Source organism: Gordonia malaquae (assembly GCF_037148075.1).
In the GTDB taxonomy this organism is placed as follows: Bacteria; Actinomycetota; Actinomycetes; order Mycobacteriales; family Mycobacteriaceae; genus Gordonia; species Gordonia malaquae.
The window spans coordinates 106,458-125,910 of record NZ_JBBCUB010000004.1; the positions used below are offsets into that span (position 1 = coordinate 106,458).

Genomic DNA, 19,453 nt, shown 5'->3' on the forward strand with positions numbered 1-19,453 from the left:
ATAGCGCGGCGTGCAGTGCCGAAGTTTCTTCGTGGGTCAGATGCCAAGGACTCCGGGCCAGTAGTTCTTGAGGCACGTCAGCGGCTGCCCCTGGGAGGAGAAGTTCTCCATGAATCCGCGGGTCAGGGCTCGAATGCGCTCGAACGATGTGCCGTGTCCCTGGTTCGGGGCGGGATCGCCGACACTGATCACCAATGCCGCGGCCTGAGCGATCTCCTTGAGTGAGAGGTCCTTGCGGGCGAAGACCGTCGCCGCCCAGTTGCCTGCGAAGCAGTCGGCCAGCAGTTCCGGGTCGTTTCCGGTCGGGAGCTGCGACTCGCTCATCTTGTACGCGTCCATCAGGCGCCACATCACGTTGTGGCCGTACTCGTGGGCGATGATCGTGGCCGCGGTGAAGTCGCCGAGCATGACGCCCTTTGACCCGAGCAGTTTGCCCTGCCATATCCCGGCGAACGTCTCGACGGGCAGGATGATCGACCCCTTACGCTTCACTCCGACACCGTCAGGCAGTTCGTCCACCGGGCAGAAGAATGCGTTCGGGAAGTCACTGGTCAGAGCGGGTTCCCCGGGCTCGGCGCATTCGCTGGTGAACGACGACCCGGGGGCGATGAGCTCACGTCCCGGCGAGATGCCCTCGATGTTGAGTTCCGCGAACCACTGCTGCCAAGTGGCGTCGAGGTCGTCGAGCACCTCGGTCATGTATGCGGGGACGGTCTCGTTCGAGTTGGCCGCGGTCACTCCACTCGGGTCGAGTCGCTTCTGCGAATAGACGGGAAGCTCGGGGCATTCGACGGCGGTGCAGCGCTTGGGGGGTTGCGGTGCGGAGCGTTTCGCCGTGCCGTCCGTACCCCCTCCGCAGCCGGCGAGAGCGAGGACACCGACCACGATGACGGCGACCGCCGCGGCGAGTCGGGAGGATCGTCGGCGAGACGTGGTTTGCACCTGCATGCGCAGACGCTAACACCGAGGAGTTGCCTACCGTCACCACACCGTCATTCGTGCGACCGTATGCTGGGAACCGACAGTCGGCTCCGACTGCTGCGCACCAGAACTCGGGAGACCCTCGCATGCCTGTGGAATACGAATCCAATCCGGCTTTCGCCTCGTTCGCACACCCCGAACGCCTCGTCAGCACCGAATGGCTGTCGGCGCATCTCGGAGCTCCCGGGCTGAAGATCGTCGAGTCGGACGAAGACGTCCTGCTGTACGACATCGGCCACATCCCGACCGCGCAGAAGGTCGACTGGCACCTGCACCTCAACGATCCGGTGACGCGCGACTACATCGACGGCGAAGCGTTCGCGAAACTGATGAGCGACAAGGGCATCAGCCGAGACGACACCGTCGTGATCTACGGCGACAAGAACAACTGGTGGGCCGCTTACGCCCTTTGGGTGTTCACTCTCTTCGGCCACGAAGACGTCAGGCTGCTCGACGGCGGGCGCGACGCGTGGATGGACGAGCAGCGCGAGACGTCGTTCGACGTGCCCGTCTACCCCGCCACCGACTATCCCGTCGTGGAGCGTGACGACGCGTCGATCCGCGCGTTCGCCGACGATGTGCTCGCCGAACTCGGCACCTCCCCGCTGATCGATGTCCGATCGCCGCAGGAGTACACGGGTGAGCGCACGCACATGCCCGACTACCCGGAGGAAGGCGCCCTCCGCGGCGGCCACATCCCGACCGCGGTCTCGATCCCGTGGGCCAAGGCCGCAGCACCCGACGGCCGCTTCCGCACCCGCCCCGAGCTCGAGGAGATCTACGCGGGCTTCGACGCGACGACGCCGACCATTGCGTACTGCCGCATCGGCGAGCGTTCGAGCCACACCTGGTTCGTCCTCACTCACCTGCTCGGCTTCGACAACGTCCGCAACTACGACGGCTCGTGGACCGAGTGGGGCAACCGTGTCCGCGTTCCGATCGTGCAGGGCGAAGAGCCCGGCGCGGCACCCGCTCGCTGACAGGAAGCCCCCGAGATGACGCTGCCAGCTCCGCTCGCCGAGATCGTCGACGACTTCTCAGCGCTCGCCGACCCTGACAAGGTGACGCTGCTGTTGGAGTTCTCCAGCGAGTTGCCCGACATCCCCGCCTCGATGCAGACCGAGGCGATGGAACCGGTTCCCGAGTGCCAATCGCCGATCTTCCTGTCGGTCGACGCGGCCGACTCGTCATCGGTCAAGCTCTACTTCAGCGCGCCGCCGGAGGCTCCGACGACTCGCGGGTTCGCGTCGATCCTGCATCAGGGATTGGACGGCGCGTCGGCGCAGGAGATCACCGACGTCCCGTCGGACTTCTTTCACGATCTCGGCCTGGCATCGGTGATCAGTCCGCTTCGACTCCGAGGAATGGCAGGCATGCTGGCGCGCATCAAGCGTCAGGTGGCCGAGCAGACCGGCGCCTGAGGCGCCGACCTCAACGAGCGGAGCGATACGAAGGGCCGCACAGACGTATGGATTTCCTCCAGATCCTCGACGCGCCCGTCGAGCCAGGCGGGCTCGTCGAGTGGATACCCACCGTCGAGGGCGGCCTCGGCAACTGGCACCGCGACGACCGGCAGACCTCGCACAACCACGAGCAGCATCTGCGCGACGCGTTCGAGCATCGAGCACGAACGCAACGGGAGGGCGGCCGCGAGTCGTGGCTCGGCCTGTCCATCAACTTCGACGAACCGATGTCTGTTCCGGCGATCCGTGCCGCGCTGATCGCGTGGATCTCTCGCCACGAGGTGCTGCGCACGCACGTGGTCCTCAAACGTGACGGCACCGAGCGGTACTCGACACCGCCCGAGACCGTTCGACTGAAGATGACGCGGATCGGCTGGTACACCGAGTCGACCATGCTTCTCGAACAGGTGGCAGGATCCTTCGACCGCGCGACGGCTCCCCTCCACTGGCCCGCATACCGGTTCGCAACCGTCGCTCGCGGCGATTCGTTCACCCTGCTGTTCGCCGCCGACCATTCGCTGGTGGACGGGTACTCCCTGGTCACCGCGCAGTACGAACTGACCGAGTTGTACCGCGCTGAACGCGACCGCCGCGCCGCAGTGCTCCCGGAGACCGGGAGCTACATCGACTTCGGAGACGCCGAGCGGCGAGCCGCCGACAACGCCGATTCCGCGCATCCCGCCGTGCGCACCTGGCGAACATTCGTCGACCACCACGGCGTTCCGTTCTTCGCTCCGTTGCGTCCCACAGTGGGCGATTCGCCCGACCCGTTCATGGTGGAGCATCCCGCACAGGCATCGCGTACCGAGCGGCTGCTGGACGAGACGTCGACCCGGCGTTTCGAGGCCGCCTGTGCGGCGACCGGCGGCAATCTCGTCGCCGGCGTCCTGGCAGCGCTTGCCCTCGCCTACCATCGCGCAGCGCCCGAGTCGGAGTTCTCGTGTGTGATGCCGCGTCACACCCGAAACGACGCCCGCTGGCAGCACTCCCTCGGATGGTTCGTCGGCCTCGCACCGATAGCGTTCCCGGTCGACGATGGGACCGACATGGCCGAGGCGACCCGACTCGCGTCCGACGCACTGCGGTCCGGCAGACACGGCGCGACGCTCCCGTTCCTCCGGGTGGCCGAGTTGCTCGGCGAGACCCCCGTCCCCAAGTTCGTCGTCTCGTTCATGGATTCGCGGGGCACGCCGACCGCCGACGCCGCCGATGCGGGAGGTGCACAGGTGTTGCGCAGCCACTCGTACGCAGGTGACGAGATGTACGTGTGGGTCAACCGGACGCCGTCGGGCCTTCGGATGCACTCGCGGTATCCGGCTGAACAGCCCGGCCGGGTGGTGCCGTTTCTTGACGACTTCGCCGATCTACTCGCGAGTACGGCCGACGGCGGGTAGAACCAGTCCTAAGTTTTCTAGGTGTCGGTCGACCGAGCGATTGCTCGGTGGGTTACGCTCACTGACGGAAATCATGGTGTCCGACACCCCGCGGACACCGTGCAGAGCGCCACACGTGGAGCAATCCCGCGCGCGACGCGCACGCTTACGACGACGGCCCGCAGGCGGGCCCGCCCACAGGAGAGCCAGTGTCTATCGCACAGACGACCATCAAGAAGGTTCTGATCGCCAACCGCGGCGAGATCGCGGTCCGCGTGATCCGCGCAGCCAAGGACGCAGGCATCGCCAGCGTCGCGGTGTACGCGGAGCCCGACGCGAACGCGCTGTTCGTTCAGCTCGCCGATGAGGCGTTCGCACTCGGCGGCCAGACGTCCGCCGAGTCGTACCTGGTGTTCGACAAGATCCTCGACGCCGCGGCGCAGTCGGGCGCAGACGCCATCCACCCCGGCTACGGCTTCCTCTCGGAGAACGCCGATTTCGCACAGGCCGTCATCGATGCGGGCATCACCTGGATCGGCCCGTCGCCCCAGTCCATTCGTGATCTCGGAGACAAGGTGACCGCGCGTCACATCGCCGAACGCGCCAAGGCCCCGATGGCCGCGGGTACGAAGGATCCGGTCGCCGACGCGGCCGAGGTGGTCGCCTTCGCAGAGCAGTACGGCGTCCCGGTTGCGATCAAGGCGGCATTCGGCGGCGGCGGCCGCGGCATGAAGGTCGCCCAGACCATCGAAGAGATCCCCGAGCTGTTCGAGTCGGCCACCCGCGAGGCCGTCGCGGCCTTCGGTCGCGGCGAGTGCTTCGTCGAGCAGTACCTCGACAAGGCGCGCCACGTCGAGGCCCAGGTCATCGCCGACCAGCACGGCAACGTAGTCGTCGCGGGCACCCGCGACTGCTCGCTCCAGCGCCGCTTCCAGAAGCTCGTCGAGGAGGCCCCCGCGCCGTTCCTGACCGACGACCAGCGCGGCCGCATCCACAGCTCGGCCAAGGCCATCTGCCGCGAGGCCGGCTACTACGGCGCGGGCACCGTCGAGTACCTGGTTCAAGGCGACACCGTCTCGTTCCTCGAAGTCAACACGCGCCTGCAGGTGGAGCACCCGGTCACCGAGGAGACCGCGGGCATCGACCTCGTCCGTCAGCAGTTCCGCATCGCCGAAGGCAAGGAACTGACGATCACCGAGGACCCGACCCCCCGCGGTCACTCCTTCGAGTTCCGCATCAACGGTGAGGACGCCGGTCGCGGCTTCCTCCCCGCCCCCGGCCCCGTCGCCGTCTACCGCGAGCCCACCGGCCCCGGCGTCCGCGTCGACTCCGGTGTCCGCGAGGGCGATGTCATCGGCGGACAGTTCGACTCGATGCTCGCCAAGCTCATCGTCACCGGCGAGAACCGCGAGCAGGCGCTGGAGCGTTCGCGTCGTGCACTCGCCGAGTTCGAGGTCGACGGCCTCGCCACCGTCATCCCGTTCCACCGCCACATCGTGTCGAACCCCGCGTTCATCGGTGACGGCGAGTCGTTCGACGTCTACACCAAGTGGATCGAGACCGACTGGGACAACACCATCGAGCCGTACACCGGCGGCCAGCCGATCGACGAGGACGACGCGGCCCCACGCCAGAAGGTCGTCGTCGAGGTCGGCGGTCGTCGTGTCGAGGTGTCGCTCCCGGGCGACCTGAATCTCGGCGGCGGTGGCGGTTCGGCGAACGGCGCAGTGCGTCGTAAGCCGAAGGCCCGCACCCGCACCAAGGGCGGTGGCAAGGCAGCGTCCGGCGACGCCGTGACCGCACCGATGCAGGGAACCGTCGTCAAGGTGGCCGTCAACGAAGGCGACACCGTCGCCGAGGGCGACCTGGTCGTCGTGTTGGAGGCCATGAAGATGGAGAACCCGGTCACCGCGCACAAGAGCGGAACCGTCACCGGGCTGTCGGTCGAAGCCGGCGCCGCCGTCACCCAGGGCACCGCCCTCCTCGAGATCAAGTAGTAGCAGCGTCTCGACTGCGCTCGACGAACTGGTCGGGTTCACGAGCGCAGTCGAGGGACCAAGTCGAGAGGCACAGTCATGGAGCCGGTCGAAGTCCTCGGGCTGAGCCCCACGACGTAGGTTAGGACAGTTATGGAGCCGGTCGAAGTCAACGCGGGCGCGTGGTATCTGCGCGCACTGCGAGACGACGACCGGCTCTCTGACGTTCCGGCCCTGAAACTGTTGTCGATCGACGACGCCGCGGCTTACATCGCGGGCACCGACTCCGACTGGGCCGACGAGACGCGGTTCGTCTGGGCCGTCTGCATTCCGACCACAGGCGAGACCGTTGCGTTGATCGGCGTGCGAGGCGACGTGCTGGCGGGGATCCATCGCGACGGACACGCTGACGCACTCGATGCGGCCGTCGGTCCGATCACCCGTTTCGCAGCAGGCGCGCTAGGTCTGACCGTCGACGCACTGACGCTTCAGACCCCCTGAGCGATTCGCACGGACGAGGCCCGAAAAAGCTACCGCTCAGTACGTCCAATTCAGCCCTTTTGCCGGAACTTACCAGCGAGTACGGGATTCTTGTCACATCCCGAATGGTGGTTGCCGCCACACTGAAACCGGGATAATCAACGCAGTACTGTGCGCTCCCCCAGCGTCATCCCCCACACCTTCAAGGAGTCCTTGCGTGTTCAACCGCATCGCGATCGTGAACCGAGGCGAGGCCGGCATGCGCCTCATCAACGCCGTACGAGACCTGAACGCGGAGACCGGTCAGAACATCGAAGTGGTCGCTCTCCACACCGACGTCGACCGGACCGCGACCTACGTCCGAGAAGCCGACATCGCCTATGAGCTCGGCGCAGCGGCAGACCGTCCGTACATCGACCTCGCGGTCCTCCGCCGCGCTCTCATCGAGACAGGCGTCGACGCGGCGTGGGTCGGTTGGGGCTTCGTCGCCGAGGATCCGGCTTTCGCCGAACTGTGCGACGAGGTCGGCGTCACGTTCATCGGCCCGTCGGCCGAGGCCATGCGCAAGCTCGGCGACAAGATCGGCGCCAAGATCATCGCCGAAGAAGTCGGAGTTCCGGTCGCCCCGTGGAGCAACGGCCCCGTCGACAACCTCGAAGACGCGAAAGCCGCGGCCGCGCACATCGGTTACCCGCTCATGTTGAAGGCGACCGCGGGCGGCGGTGGCCGAGGCATCCGCAAGGTGACCGACGACTCCGAACTGGTCGATGCCTACCAGCGCACCCGTGACGAGGCCGAGCGTGCGTTCGGCAGCGGCGTCGTCTTCCTCGAACGCCTCGTGACCGGTGCACGCCACGTCGAGGTCCAGGTGATCGCCGACGGTCAGGGCACTGCGTGGGCGCTCGGCGTCCGCGACTGCTCGGTCCAGCGACGCAACCAGAAGGTCATCGAGGAGTCGGCGTCTCCGGTGCTCTCCCCCGAGCAGGCCGATGAGGTGAAGGCATCCGCCGAGCGCCTGGCGAATGCTGTCGGCTACCGCGGCGCCGCAACCGTGGAGTTCCTGTACCACCCCGGCGAGAAGCTGTTCGCGTTCCTCGAAGTCAACACCCGCCTCCAGGTGGAGCACCCGATCACCGAGCTCACCAACAGCTTCGACCTCGTCCGCGCGCAGTTGCACGTGGCGTCCGGCGGCAAGCTCGACGGCGAGAAGCCGGTTGAACGCGGCCACGCCATCGAAGCGCGCCTCAACGCCGAGGACCCCGACCGCGACTTCGCACCTGCCCCGGGTCGCATCGCCCGCCTCGACCTGCCCACCGGCCCCGGTATCCGCGTCGACACCGGTGTCAGCGAAGGCGACACGATCCCGGCCGACTTCGACTCGATGATCGCCAAGGTGATCGCGTACGGCCGGAACCGCGACGAGGCCCTCGGCCGCCTGCGCCGCGCGATGAGCCGAACCGGCGTCATCATCGAAGGCGGCGCCACCAACAAGAGCTTCGTGCTCGACCTGCTGATTCAGCCCGAAGTGATCGACGCGTCCGCCGACACCGGCTGGATCGACCGTGTGCGTGAAGAGGGTCGCCTGGTCTCGCACCGCCACTCGACGATCGCGCTCGCAGCCGCCGCCATCGACGCCTACGAGGAGGAGGAGACCGCCGAGCGGACCCGACTCCTGGTGACCGCCGCGGGCGGGCGCCCGCAGGTGCTGCACGAGAGTGGACGTCCCCTCGACTTCAAGCTCCGCGGCGCCGCGTACCGCGTCCGCGTCGCGCGCATCGGCGCACACCGCTTCCGCGTGGTCGTGGAGGCGGGCGACGACGTTCGCACGGCCGACGTCGCTCTCGAGCGTTTCGACGAGCATGCCGGTCAGGTCACCGTCGACGGAGTGCGGTACCGCATCCTGACCGACACGCACGGCCCGATCCACCTCGTCGACGTCGACGGTGTGACGCACCGCGTGAGCCGCGACGAGGGCGGCGTCGTCCGCTCCCCCGCACCCGCGCTCGTCATCGCCACGCCGCTCGAGGTCGGCTCCGAAGTCGAAGCAGGCGATCCGATCCTCGTCCTCGAATCGATGAAGATGGAGACCGTGCTCCGCGCGCCCTTCAAGGCACGGCTGAAGGAATGCGCTGTGTCCGTCGGTGCGCAGGTGGAGACCGGCGCGCCGCTGCTCCGTCTCGAACCGCTCCAGGACGACGACGCCGCGGCCGCCGACACCGGCAGCACCGCCGTCATCGACCTTCCCGCATCACCCGAGTTGGTGGAGACCGACGAACTCCTCGGCCGTGGTCTGGAGGATCTGCGCAGCCTGCTCCTCGGCTTCGACGTCGACCCCGACGACAACAGCCGTGTGCTGTCGGATTACCTGGCCGCACGCGACTCGGCCGTCGCATCGGACTACGTGCCGCAGGACGGCGAGACCGAACTGATCTCGGTGTTCGCCGACATCGCCGCACTGAGCGAGCGCCGACCGTCGGATGCCGTGGGCAGCGAGGATCGTGTCCACAGCGCTCGCGAGAACTTCCACACCTATCTGCAGAGCCTCGACGTCGACGTGGCAGGCGTTCCCGAGCGGTTCCAGACCCGACTCTCGTACGCGCTCGGCCACTACGGCGTGGACGAGCTCGACCGCACGCCCGATCTCGAAGAGGCGGTCTTCCGCATCTTCCTCGCGATGCAGCGCCCCACCGACACCGTCAAGGTGATCACCACCGTGCTGCGCAAGTGGCTGACCGAACCCGCCCCGGCGTCGGCCGACGGCAACGTCGAATCGGCCGGCCGTGCCCTCGAACGTCTCGTCGACGCCACGCAGGCGCGGTTCCCCGCCGTCGCCGACCTGGCACGCGGCGTCCTGTTCACCTGGTACGGACAGCCGCGTCTGCTTCGCGACCGCGAGAACGTGTACGCGAAGGTTCGCGCCGACCTTGCACATCTCGACGCGAATCCGGCCGCATCCGACCGGGCAGAGCGCATCTCGGAGATGGTCCGCAGCACCGTTCCGCTGGTCAGCATCCTGTCCGAGCGTCTGGAGCACGACGACCTCGACGACACGGTGATGCTGGAGGTCCTCACGCGGCGCTACTACGGCAACAAGGGCCTCACCGACGTGCGTTCGCACCGTGACGGAGGTTGCACCTTCGTCGTCGCCGAACGTGACGGATCGGCGCTCGCATCGATCGCGACGAGCTTCGAGAACCTGCCGACCGCACTCGCGGGCCTCGCCGACCTGTCGGCGCAGACTCCGTCGGTGGACGCCGACGTGTACGTCCGCTGGGAGAACCAGCCCGACGACTTCGACGGTCTCGCGACCGCGCTGTACGAGGTCATCAGCGCGCAGTTGCTGCCCGAGCGGGTTCGCCGCATCACCGCGACTGTCGCAGGCTCAGGCGGCGACACCATGCACCATCACTTCACGTTCCGCCCGGCGGCGACCGGCCTCGCCGAGGACCGCCTCATCCGCGGCCTCCACCCCCACATCGCACGGCGCATGCAGATGGAACGTCTCCGCAAGTTCGATCTGACCCGCATGTCGTCGTCGGACGACGAAGAGGTGTACCTGTTCCGCGCTGTGGCCAAGGCCAACCCGGCCGACGACCGGCTCATCGCGTTCGCTCAGATCCGCGACCTGACCGCGGTGACCGACGACGACGGACTGCTGACCCTGCCGACTGCGGAGACCACCTTCGCCACGTGTGTGGACACCATCCGCTCGGCGCAGGCCCAGCGTCCGCGCGGCAAGCGGTTCAACACCAACCGCATCGTCATGTACATCTGGCCGCCGTTGGACGTGTCGCGCGAGCAAGTCCGAAAGATCGTCGCGCACACCGTCCGCACGCAGTCCGTGGACGGTGCAGGCCTGGAAGAGGTGCTGCTGATCGCCCGGCAGCGCGATCGAGACACGCGTGAGCTGACGAAGGTCGCAATCCACGTGACGTTCGACGACAACGGCCGCCCGCTGGTCACCGTCGGCGACCCGAGCAACGATCCCGTCGAACCGATCGATGCGTACCGCCAGAAGGTCCTCAAGGCCACCAGCCGCGGCACCGCCTACCCGTACGAGCTCGTCGAACAGCTCGGCGACTTCACCGAGTACGACCTGAACGACGACGGTGCACTCGAGCCGGTCGATCGCGCGAAGGGCCGCAACACCGCGGCAGTCGTCGTCGGAACAGTCAGCACGCCGACGACGAAGTACCCGGAAGGGGTTCGTCGTGTCGTCATGCTCGGCGATCCGACGAAGGCGCTCGGCGCCCTCACCGAACCGGAGTGCCGCCGCTACATCGCAGCCCTCGATCTCGCCGAGGAGCAGCAGCTTCCCGTCGAGTGGTACGCGATCTCCTCCGGCGCCGCAGTCAAGATGGACTCGGGCACGGAGAATCTCGACTGGGTGGCGGCCGCACTCAAGCGGATCGTCGAGTTCACGCAGGACGGCGGCGAGATCAACATCGTCGTCAGCGGCATCAACGTCGGCGGTCAGGCCTACTGGAACGCCGAAGCGACGATGCTCATGCACACCAAGGGCATCCTGGTGATGACACCCGACTCGTCGATGGTGTTGACCGGCAAGCAGGCACTCGACTTCTCCGGCGGCGTGTCGGCGGAGGACAACTTCGGACTCGGCGGATACGACCGCATCATGGGGCCGAACGGCGAAGCCCAGTACTGGGCGCCCAACACGGCCGCTGCCATCGAGATCGTCATGAGCCACTACGACCACACCTACGTCGCGCCAGGTGAGGCCGGACCGCGCGGTGCGACGAGCTCAGACCCGATCGACCGGGACATCTCCGACTTCCCGCACGAGCTCGAGGGCAGCGACTTCGCGACGGTCGGCGAGATCTTCTCCGCGACCGCGAACCCGGACCGTAAGAAGCCGTTCGACATCCGATCCGTCATGCGCGCGGTCGTCGACCAGGACATGCCGGCGCTCGAACGGTGGGCGGGCATGGCCGACGCCGAGACCGTCGTTGTGCAGGACACTCATCTGGGCGGTCACGCGGTGACACTGATCGGCATCGAGTCGACGCCGATCAACCGCAGGGGTTTCCTCCCGACCGACGGCCCGGACACGTTCAGCGCAGGCACCCTGTTCCCGCAGTCGTCGAAGAAGGCCGCACGGGCCATCAACGCGGCGAGCGGCAACCGTCCGGTGGTCGTCCTGGCGAACCTGTCGGGCTTCGACGGCTCGCCCGAGTCGCTGCGCAAGCTCCAGCTCGAGTACGGCGCCGAGATCGGCCGCGCGATCATCAACTTCGACGGCCCGATCGCCTTCTGCGTGATCTCGCGCTATCACGGCGGTGCGTTCGTCGTGTTCTCCAAGGCGCTGAACCCGAACATGACTGTTCTGGCCGTCGACGGTTCGTTCGCGTCGGTGCTCGGCGGCGCGCCCGCTGCGGCGGTCGTGTTCTCCGGAGAGGTGGGTGTACGCACCGCGAACGATCCTCGCGTCGAGGCCCTCGCAGAACGTGTCACCGAGGCGACGGGCGCCGACCGCGCGACCCTGGCCGCCGAACTCGACGAGCTCCGCACCTCGGTGCGGGCCGAGAAGATCTCCGAGCTGGCGGCGGAGTTCGACGCCGTCCACGACATCAACCGCGCAGTCCGGGTCGGTTCAGTCGACGAGGTGATCGCTGCAGCGGAGTTGCGTCCGAAGCTGATCGGCGCAATCACGAAGTAGTCCGGAGCACTGCAGACCCGAGCGGCCCTCCACTGACCGGTGGAGGGCCGCTCGCCGCCTGTCAGGCCTGTGCGGACGCCCCTGGTGCGCCCCACGGCTGCAACGGGAGTCGTATCCCCTCGGTGTCGAATGCGCGCAGGATCCTGCTGCGCAGATGACGCTGCACCGACCACTGCGCTCCGGGTTCGGTCTTGACGGTGAGCCGCAGCTCGGCGTGGGACGGGGTGACCTCCTGAACGCCGAGCATCTCCGGCTCCCCGCGGACGTTCTTCACGACCGCCCCTTCGGCCGCGGCGTCGACGGCCGCCGCAAGCGCCACGTCTTGTGCACGATCGAGGTCGACGTCGGTCGCGACCGGCACCTCCACACGGGCGACGGCGAAGTCCTGGCTCATGTTTCCGACACGTTCGATCTCACCGTTGCGGATGTACCAGAGGGTTCCATCCATGTCCCGGACGGTGGTGATCCGCAACCCGACCGATTCGATCTCACCGACGACGTCGCCGAAGTCCGCGATGTCGCCCACCCCGTACTGATCCTCCATCATCATGAACACTCCCGACACGAAGTCGGCGACGAGGTGCTGGGCGCCGAAACCGATGGCGAGTCCGATGATCCCCGCCGACGCGATGAACGGGGCGATGTTCACATCGAGCTCCGACAGGATCGAGAGCGCCAACCACACCACCACGACCACCGAGACCGTCGACTTCAGCACCGACCCGATCGTCTTGGCGCGCTGCGCCCGTCGGGTGACCACTCTGGGCGCGGTTCTGTTGGTCTTGTCCCGCAGGGCCTTGATCATCCCCGAACGCTCGTCAGGCGTGGTGCGCGATCTGGGCCGTGTGGCTCGATCGATCACCCGGAAGAGCAGCCACCTGATCACCAGCGCGGCGACGACGTAGCAGGCGATCCGGACCGGCGTCTCGATCAACCCTGCGCGGTTCGCCTCTGTCCATTCGAATGCGATCACGTGAGTAGACATGGTCCCGACCGTACGGACGATGTCGCATCTCGACATCCTCCCTGGGTACGAGGAGCACAGCGGCGACGCTCCGTGTGATAGTAATGATTGTCATTTTCATTATAGAGGAGGAACCATGAAGGTCCGATCATCGCTGCGGTCACTGAAGAACCAACCCGGCGCACAGGTGGTGAAGCGACACGGACGCGTGTACGTCATCAACAAGCTGAATCCCAGGTTCAAGGCACGCCAAGGATGACCTTTCGTCCATGACGCCAGGGTTAAACCCACGTCATCCTTCGATGATGGATTCGCGATTGCACGTCGATAGACTGTGGCCGCAATCGGTTCGCTCGGCAGCGCTCACCATGGAGCCCCTGTGTCGCCGTCGAGCGTCGACGTGGTGCCGCCCCGGCGTCGTCACGAAGAGGGAATCCGGTGAGAAACCGGAGCTGTCCCGCAGCGGTATGTCGGAACGACCGCCGTCACACGCACTGGACCCGTGAACATCCGGGTCTGGGAAGCGACGGCCAGTAGGTGCGCCCACGCGCCCGCCGACGAGCCCGAAGACCTGCCGGTTGTACTGGGCGCGCCGCGCCCGGTGGCTGTCCGCCTCGTGGATTGGGCGATGACACCGAGTGCACGGTCGTCGTTCGACGGACCGTCCATTCGTGACATCTCCCGCAGGGCGACGGCCGTCCGCACCGCATGCAGGAGATACAACAGTCATGTCCCTCGACACGACACATCCGACAACATCACCCTTCACCGCGACCGTGCCGGGCACGGCCCGGATCGGCGCGAATCGCGAGCTCAAGCGCGCAATCGAAGCCTACTGGGCCGGTCGATCCGACCGTGCCGCCCTCGAATCGGTCGCCGCCGTACTCCGCCGCGACGGATGGCGCCAACTCTTGACCGCCGGACTCGACTCGATCCCGGTCAACACGTTCTCGTACTACGACCAGATCCTCGACACCGCTGTACTCCTCGGAGCGCTTCCGACACGTGTCACATCGATCGACGACCCGCTCGAGGCGTACTTCGCGGCCGCGCGCGGTTCAGACGGCGCCGGGAGCGAAGCGAGCGGGCCTTGTTCACACGGCGTGGCGCCGCTGGAGATGACGAAGTGGTTCGACACGAATTACCACTACCTGGTGCCGGAGATCGGCGCCGACGTCACGTTCACCCTCGATCCGACCAAGATCCTCTCCGAACTGGCTGAAGCCCGGGCGCAAGGCGTCCCTGCCCGGCCGGTGGTGATCGGGCCGATCACGTTCCTCGGGCTGTCCAAGCCCACGACGGCGGACGATGCGAACCCGTTGGCGCGCATCGACGAGTTGATCCCGCTGTATGTCGACCTGCTCGAGCGTTTGGCTGCCGCGGGTGCGTCCTGGGTGCAGATCGACGAGCCGATCCTGGTGACCGACTCCCACGAGGGTCTCGCTGAACTGGCCGAACGCGTCTACGGCACACTGGCCGCGGCGACGGATCGCCCGTCGATCCTCGTGCAGACGTACTTCGGCGATGCGGGCGACGCCCTGGCCGCATTGGCGCGGACCGGTGTCGAAGGTGTCGGCGTCGATCTGGTGAGCGGGTCGGTCGAGACCGTGCTGGCCGCGGGTCTCGGCGACAAGCACGTCGTCGCGGGTGTGGTCGACGGCCGCAACGTGTGGCGTACCGACCTCGACGCGGCTCTGAGCCGCCTCGAGTCGATCCGCGGAGTCGTCGGGACGCTCGCGGTGTCCACGTCCTGTTCCACGCTGCACGTCCCCTACACTCTCCGCGGCGAGGACGGTCTCGACCCGGCGCTGCACGGCTGGCTGGCGTTCGCCGAGGAGAAGGTCGGCGAGGTCACCGCATTGGGGCGCGCCTACGCGCACGGCCGGGCATACCAGGCGGCCGAGTTCGACGCCGCACGTGCGGCGCTGGCGTCCCGATCCGATGATCCGCGTCTGCACGTGGACTCCGTCCGCGCCCGCCTGGCTGCTCTGACAAGCGCCGACTCGACCCGTACGGCCGCCGCCGATCGCCGCGTGATCCAAGACGCCGCGCTCGGCCTGCCGACTCTCGCGACCACCACGATCGGCTCGTATCCGCAGACCACTGACATCCGCAAGGCGCGTCAGGCGTTGCGCACCGGTGCGATCGACGAGGCCGGCTACATCGAGCGCATGCGCGCCGAGATCGCCGATGTCATCGCACTGCAGGAGCGGATCGGACTCGATGTGCTCGTGCACGGCGAGCCCGAGCGGAACGACATGGTCCAGTACTTCGCCGAGCAACTCGACGGGTTCTTCGCCACCGCGAACGGCTGGGTGCAGTCGTACGGCTCACGCTGTGTCCGTCCGCCGATCCTCTTCGGCGACGTGGTGCGCCCCGCCGCGATGACCGTCGACTGGATCTCGTACGCGCAGTCCCTCACCTCCAAGCCTGTCAAGGGCATGCTGACCGGCCCGGTCACCATCCTGGCGTGGTCGTTCGTCCGCGACGATCAGCCGCTCGCCGATTCGGCGAACCAGGTGGCGCTCGCCATCCGCGATGAGACCGTCGATCTCGAACGCTCGGGTGCGGCGATCATTCAGGTCGACGAACCGGCCCTCCGCGAACTGCTGCCGCTGCGTGCCGCCGACCGCGAGGCGTACCTCGACTGGGCGGTCACGTCGTTCCGTCTCTCGACGGGGGGCGTGACCGATGCGACGCAGATCCACACGCACCTGTGCTACTCGGAGTTCGGGGAAGTCATCGGCGCGATCGCCGGGTTGGACGCCGACGTCACCTCCATCGAGGCTGCCCGCTCGCACATGGAGGTGCTCGCCGACCTCAACGCGATCGGCTTCGCGACGCAGGTGGGGCCGGGCGTCTACGACATCCACTCACCGCGCGTGCCCGGAGTCGAAGAGATCACCGCTTCCCTGCGGGAGGCGTTGGACGCGGTCCCGGCCGACCGTCTCTGGGTGAATCCCGACTGTGGGCTCAAGACTCGCACCACGGCCGAGGTGACCGAAGCGCTGACCAACATGGTTCAGGCCGCGGCCGCCGTGCGCTGACCGGCCCACACGACGACTGTGGCCCGCGAGAATTCTCGCGGGCCACAGTCGTCGTCTGCCGCGGTCCGTTGGTGAGCCGGACCGCGGCGGACGGAGTTCAGCCGAGTTCCACCAGGAGGTCGCCTGGCGACACCTCGGTTGCGGTGGTGAACACGACTCGCCGAACGGTTCCCGCCGTCGGACTCGTGATAGACGCCTCCATCTTCATCGCCTCGATCGTCGCGACGACCGCCCCCGCGGCGACCGTGTCCCCCACGCCCACCGTCACCGACACGACACCGGCGAACGGTGCGCCGACATGGCTCGGATTGTTCTTATCCGCCTGTTCGGCGGCCGCGACGACCGCGTCCACACCGCGGTCCCGGACGAACACCGACCGCAGGTGGCCGTTGACGGTAAGCAGCACGGTACGGACGCCGGTGTCATCGGGCTCGCTGATCGCTTCCAGCGAGATCAGCAGGTCGACGCCCGGGCGCAACTTCACCCGATGCTCCAGACCGGGCTGCAGCCCGAAGAAGAACTGGTGCGCCGGAAGCTTGGACGTGTCGCCGAACTTCACCAGGTGGTCGAGGTAGTCGGCCGTAGGGCCGGCGAACAGCAAGCGGTTCAGCGCCTGCCTGCGGACGGTTCCGCCCGTGTTCAGCGCATCGAGATCGTCCACTGTCAGTTCGGTCACGACACTGCGGCGTTCGCGGCCTGCGAGGACCAGCGATCGCAGCGGCTCGGGCCAACCGGCGGCCGGCTCCCCCAGTTCCCCGTTGAGGAAGCCGATCACCGAGTCGGGGATGTCGTACGCCGCCGGGTTGGCCGCGAACTGCTCTGCGGTCACACCCTGTGCGACGAATGCGATCGCCAGATCGCCGACCACCTTCGACGACGGTGTCACCTTCACCGGACGCAACAGCAGATCGTTGGCCGCCGCATAGGCGTTCTCGACAGCTTCGAAGCGGTTGCCGACACCGATCGACGTCGCCTGCTGTCGCAGGTTCGACAGCTGCCCGCCCGGGATCTCGTGCGTGTACACCCGGCCCGTCGGCGCCGGGATGCCCGACTCGAACGGCGCATACTCGCGACGGACCGCCTCCCAGTACGGCTCCATCGAGCACACCGCACCAAGGTCGAGTCCCGTGTCGTACTCGGTGTGCGCGGCCGCCGCCACGATCGCCGACAGCGACGGCTGACTCGTCGTCCCCGCCAATGCGGCACTCGCACCGTCGACTGCATCAGCACCGGCTTCCCACGCCGCGAGATACGTCGCCAACTGGCCGCCAGGCGTGTCGTGGGTGTGCAGGTGGATCGGCAGATCGAAGTTCGATCGCAGCGCCGACACCAGGGTGCGAGCCGCGGCCGGACGGAGCAGACCGGCCATGTCCTTGATCGCGAGCACGTGCGCGCCGGCGTCGACGATGTGCTCCGCCAACCGCAGGTAGTAGTCGAGGGTGTAGACGTCCTCGGCGGGGTTCGCGAGGTCTCCGGTGTAACTCATCGCCACCTCGGCCACCGTGGTGCCGGTCTCCAGGACCGCGTCGATCGCCGGACGCATCGCGTCGACGCTGTTCAGGGCGTCGAAGATGCGGAAGATGTCGATGCCGGTATCGGCGGCCTCACGCACGAACGCCGTTGTCACATCCGTGGGGTACGGGGTGTAGCCGACGGTGTTCTTGCCGCGCAGCAGCATCTGCAGGCAGATGTTGGGTATCGCCTCCCGCAGGCGCGCCAGCCGATCCCACGGGTCCTCTTTCAGGAATCGCAGGGCCACGTCGTAGGTGGCGCCTCCCCAGCATTCCACCGACAGCAGCTCCGGTGTCGTCGCCGCGACGTACGGCCCGGCCACCGACAGTCCGCTGGTCCGGACGCGTGTCGCCAACAGAGACTGGTGAGCGTCGCGGAACGTGGTGTCGGTGACGGCCAGGGCCTTCTGCTCGCGGAGCGCGTGTGCGAATCCGGCGGGGCCCAGCCCGTCGAGCCGCTGTTTGGAACCGGCAGGCGGTGATGCGAGGACCGACCGGTCGAGCGCGGGCAGCTTGGTGTGCGGGTGGACGGGCGTCGGCAGTTCGCCGTACGGCTTGTGAACTGTCACATCCGCCAGATACGACAGCAGCTTGGTGCCCTTGTCGTCGTCGACGCGCGCGGTGAGCAGGTCGGGCCGGTCCTCGATGAACGCCGTCGTGATCCGGCCCGCACGGAAGTCCGGGTCGTCGAGCACCGCCTGCAGGAAACTGATGTTCGTGGTGACGCCGCGGATCCGGAACTCGGCGAGCGCACGACGTTCTCGTCGGACCGCGGTGTCGAAGTCCGCGCCGCGACAGGTCAGCTTCACCAACATCGAATCGAAGTGTCCGGTCACCTCGCTGCCGAGGGCCGCGGCGCCGTCGAGCCGGACGCCCGCGCCGCCCGGTGCACGGTACGCGGTGACCTTCCCGGTCGCCGGGCGGAAGCCCGCCGCCGGGTCCTCAGTGGTGATGCGACACTGCAGTGCGGCACCGCGGATCGCGATCGTGTCCTGGCGCAGACCCAGGTCGGCGAGGGACGCTCCCGCCGCCACCCGCAACTGCGCGGCGACGAGGTCGACGTCGGTGATCTCCTCGGTGACCGTGTGCTCCACTTGGATGCGCGGATTCATCTCGATGAAGAAGTGCTGACCGCGTTCGTCGACGAGGAACTCGACGGTGCCCGCACACGAGTAGCCGATCTGGCGCGCGAACGCGACGGCGTCCGCGCAGATCCGCTCACGCAGCGCCGGTTCGAGGTTCGGCGCCGGCGCGATCTCGACGACCTTCTGATGTCGGCGCTGCAGACTGCAGTCCCGTTCGTATAGATGGACGACGTCACCGTACGAGTCGGCCAGGATCTGCACCTCGATGTGGCGAGGATTCACGACCGCCTGTTCGAGGAACACCGTCGGATTTCCGAACGCGGCGGCCGCCTCACGCGACGCCGCCCCGATAGCCTCGGCGAGCTCTGCGATCTCGCCGACCCGACGCATGCCACGACCACCACCACCCGCGACGGCCTTCACGAACACCGGGAAGGTCATGTCGGTGGCAGCGGCGAGCAGGTCGTCGACATTCGACGACGGTGCGGATCCGGCCAGGACCGGCAGTCCCGCCGCGCGGGCCGCGGTCACCGCCTGCTGCTTGTCGCCGGTGAGGTGCAGGACATCGGCGCTGGGACCGACGAACGTGATGCCCTCCCGTGCACATGCCGCCGCGAGGTCCGGGTTCTCGGAGATGAACCCGTAGCCGGGGTACACCGCGTCGGCGCCGCATTCGCGCGCCACCCGCACGATCTCCTCGACGTTCAGATACGCCTGCACCGGATGGCCGGGCTCGCCGATCTGATACGCCTCGTCGGCTTTGCCGCGGTGGATGCAGTGCCTGTCCTCGGCGGGGTAAACGGCGACGGTGCTCGCACCGAGTTCGTACGCCGCTCGGAAGGCGCGGACCGCGATCTCACCGCGGTTCGCCACCAGGATCTTGTCGAACATGAAAC

Annotated in this window: 11 protein-coding genes and 1 riboswitch; of the genes, 8 read left to right on the forward strand and 3 right to left on the reverse strand. The window is 67.5% G+C overall.

Annotation, left to right across the window (positions count from 1 at the left end; all coding sequences use genetic code 11):
- Positions 1 to 36: 36 nt before the first annotated feature.
- Entirely contained in the window at positions 37 to 948 is a 912-nt protein-coding gene (locus tag WFK36_RS14975; RefSeq protein ID WP_336792641.1) for a neutral zinc metallopeptidase, read from the reverse strand.
- Positions 949 to 1,067: 119 nt separating this feature from the next.
- Between WFK36_RS14975 and WFK36_RS14980 the strand changes: the two genes are divergently transcribed.
- The 6 genes from WFK36_RS14980 (at position 1,068) to WFK36_RS15005 (ending at position 11,950) form a co-directional block, all read left to right on the forward strand.
- The gene (locus WFK36_RS14980) at positions 1,068 to 1,961 is read left to right on the forward strand and encodes a sulfurtransferase (protein WP_336792643.1); all 894 of its coding nucleotides are present in this window, start codon (positions 1,068 to 1,070) and stop codon (positions 1,959 to 1,961) included.
- 15 nt (positions 1,962 to 1,976) lie between these two features.
- Positions 1,977 to 2,402, forward strand: a complete 426-nt coding sequence (locus WFK36_RS14985; protein ID WP_336792645.1) for a SufE family protein — start codon at positions 1,977 to 1,979, stop codon at positions 2,400 to 2,402.
- A 47-nt stretch (positions 2,403 to 2,449) separates the two neighbouring features.
- Positions 2,450 to 3,838, forward strand: coding sequence for a condensation domain-containing protein (locus tag WFK36_RS14990; RefSeq protein ID WP_336792646.1), 1,389 nt, complete (start codon positions 2,450 to 2,452; stop codon positions 3,836 to 3,838).
- Between the two features lie 188 nt (positions 3,839 to 4,026).
- Complete coding sequence (locus WFK36_RS14995; RefSeq protein ID WP_008379815.1) at positions 4,027 to 5,814, forward strand: acetyl/propionyl/methylcrotonyl-CoA carboxylase subunit alpha; 1,788 nt, start codon at positions 4,027 to 4,029, stop codon at positions 5,812 to 5,814.
- Between the two features lie 132 nt (positions 5,815 to 5,946).
- Complete coding sequence (locus WFK36_RS15000; RefSeq protein WP_008379816.1) at positions 5,947 to 6,294, forward strand: GNAT family N-acetyltransferase; 348 nt, start codon at positions 5,947 to 5,949, stop codon at positions 6,292 to 6,294.
- Between the two features lie 196 nt (positions 6,295 to 6,490).
- Positions 6,491 to 11,950, forward strand: a complete 5,460-nt coding sequence (locus tag WFK36_RS15005; protein WP_336792648.1) for an ATP-binding protein — start codon at positions 6,491 to 6,493, stop codon at positions 11,948 to 11,950.
- A gap of 61 nt (positions 11,951 to 12,011) precedes the next feature.
- Here the strand turns inward: WFK36_RS15005 and WFK36_RS15010 are convergent, their stop codons facing one another.
- Positions 12,012 to 12,935, reverse strand: coding sequence for a mechanosensitive ion channel family protein (locus tag WFK36_RS15010; RefSeq protein WP_336792650.1), 924 nt, complete (start codon positions 12,933 to 12,935; stop codon positions 12,012 to 12,014).
- A gap of 115 nt (positions 12,936 to 13,050) precedes the next feature.
- On the opposite strand from WFK36_RS15010, the gene ykgO reads away from it, so the two are divergent.
- Positions 13,051 to 13,173: a type B 50S ribosomal protein L36 gene (ykgO, locus tag WFK36_RS15015; RefSeq protein ID WP_040520188.1), complete on the forward strand. Its 123-nt coding sequence runs from the start codon at positions 13,051 to 13,053 to the stop codon at positions 13,171 to 13,173.
- A 136-nt stretch (positions 13,174 to 13,309) separates the two neighbouring features.
- Positions 13,310 to 13,505, forward strand: a riboswitch (cobalamin riboswitch).
- A gap of 137 nt (positions 13,506 to 13,642) precedes the next feature.
- Positions 13,643 to 15,961 carry a 5-methyltetrahydropteroyltriglutamate--homocysteine S-methyltransferase gene (metE, locus tag WFK36_RS15020; protein WP_336792651.1) on the forward strand — a complete coding sequence of 773 codons (2,319 nt, stop codon included), beginning with the start codon at positions 13,643 to 13,645 and terminating at the stop codon, positions 15,959 to 15,961.
- Positions 15,962 to 16,058: 97 nt separating this feature from the next.
- Here the strand turns inward: metE and WFK36_RS15025 are convergent, their stop codons facing one another.
- Positions 16,059 to 19,448 (reverse strand): pyruvate carboxylase, encoded by a 3,390-nt coding sequence (locus tag WFK36_RS15025; protein WP_336792652.1) that lies wholly within the window; start codon positions 19,446 to 19,448, stop codon positions 16,059 to 16,061.
- Positions 19,449 to 19,453: the final 5 nt, after the last annotated feature.

Excerpts from the sequence above, each read along its gene's own strand:
- WFK36_RS14990 (WP_336792646.1), top strand. The coding sequence starts at position 2,450 with ATGGATTTCCTCCAGATCCTCGACGCGCCCGTCGAGCCAGGCGGGCTC.
- WFK36_RS15000 (WP_008379816.1), top strand. The coding sequence starts at position 5,947 with ATGGAGCCGGTCGAAGTCAACGCGGGCGCGTGGTATCTGCGCGCACTG.
- metE (WP_336792651.1), top strand. The coding sequence starts at position 13,643 with ATGTCCCTCGACACGACACATCCGACAACATCACCCTTCACCGCGACC.
- ykgO (WP_040520188.1), top strand. The coding sequence starts at position 13,051 with ATGAAGGTCCGATCATCGCTGCGGTCACTGAAGAACCAACCCGGCGCA.
- WFK36_RS14975 (WP_336792641.1), bottom strand. The coding sequence starts at position 948 with ATGCAGGTGCAAACCACGTCTCGCCGACGATCCTCCCGACTCGCCGCG.
- WFK36_RS15010 (WP_336792650.1), bottom strand. The coding sequence starts at position 12,935 with ATGTCTACTCACGTGATCGCATTCGAATGGACAGAGGCGAACCGCGCA.
- WFK36_RS14980 (WP_336792643.1), top strand. The coding sequence starts at position 1,068 with ATGCCTGTGGAATACGAATCCAATCCGGCTTTCGCCTCGTTCGCACAC.
- WFK36_RS14985 (WP_336792645.1), top strand. The coding sequence starts at position 1,977 with ATGACGCTGCCAGCTCCGCTCGCCGAGATCGTCGACGACTTCTCAGCG.
- WFK36_RS15025 (WP_336792652.1), bottom strand. The coding sequence starts at position 19,448 with ATGTTCGACAAGATCCTGGTGGCGAACCGCGGTGAGATCGCGGTCCGC.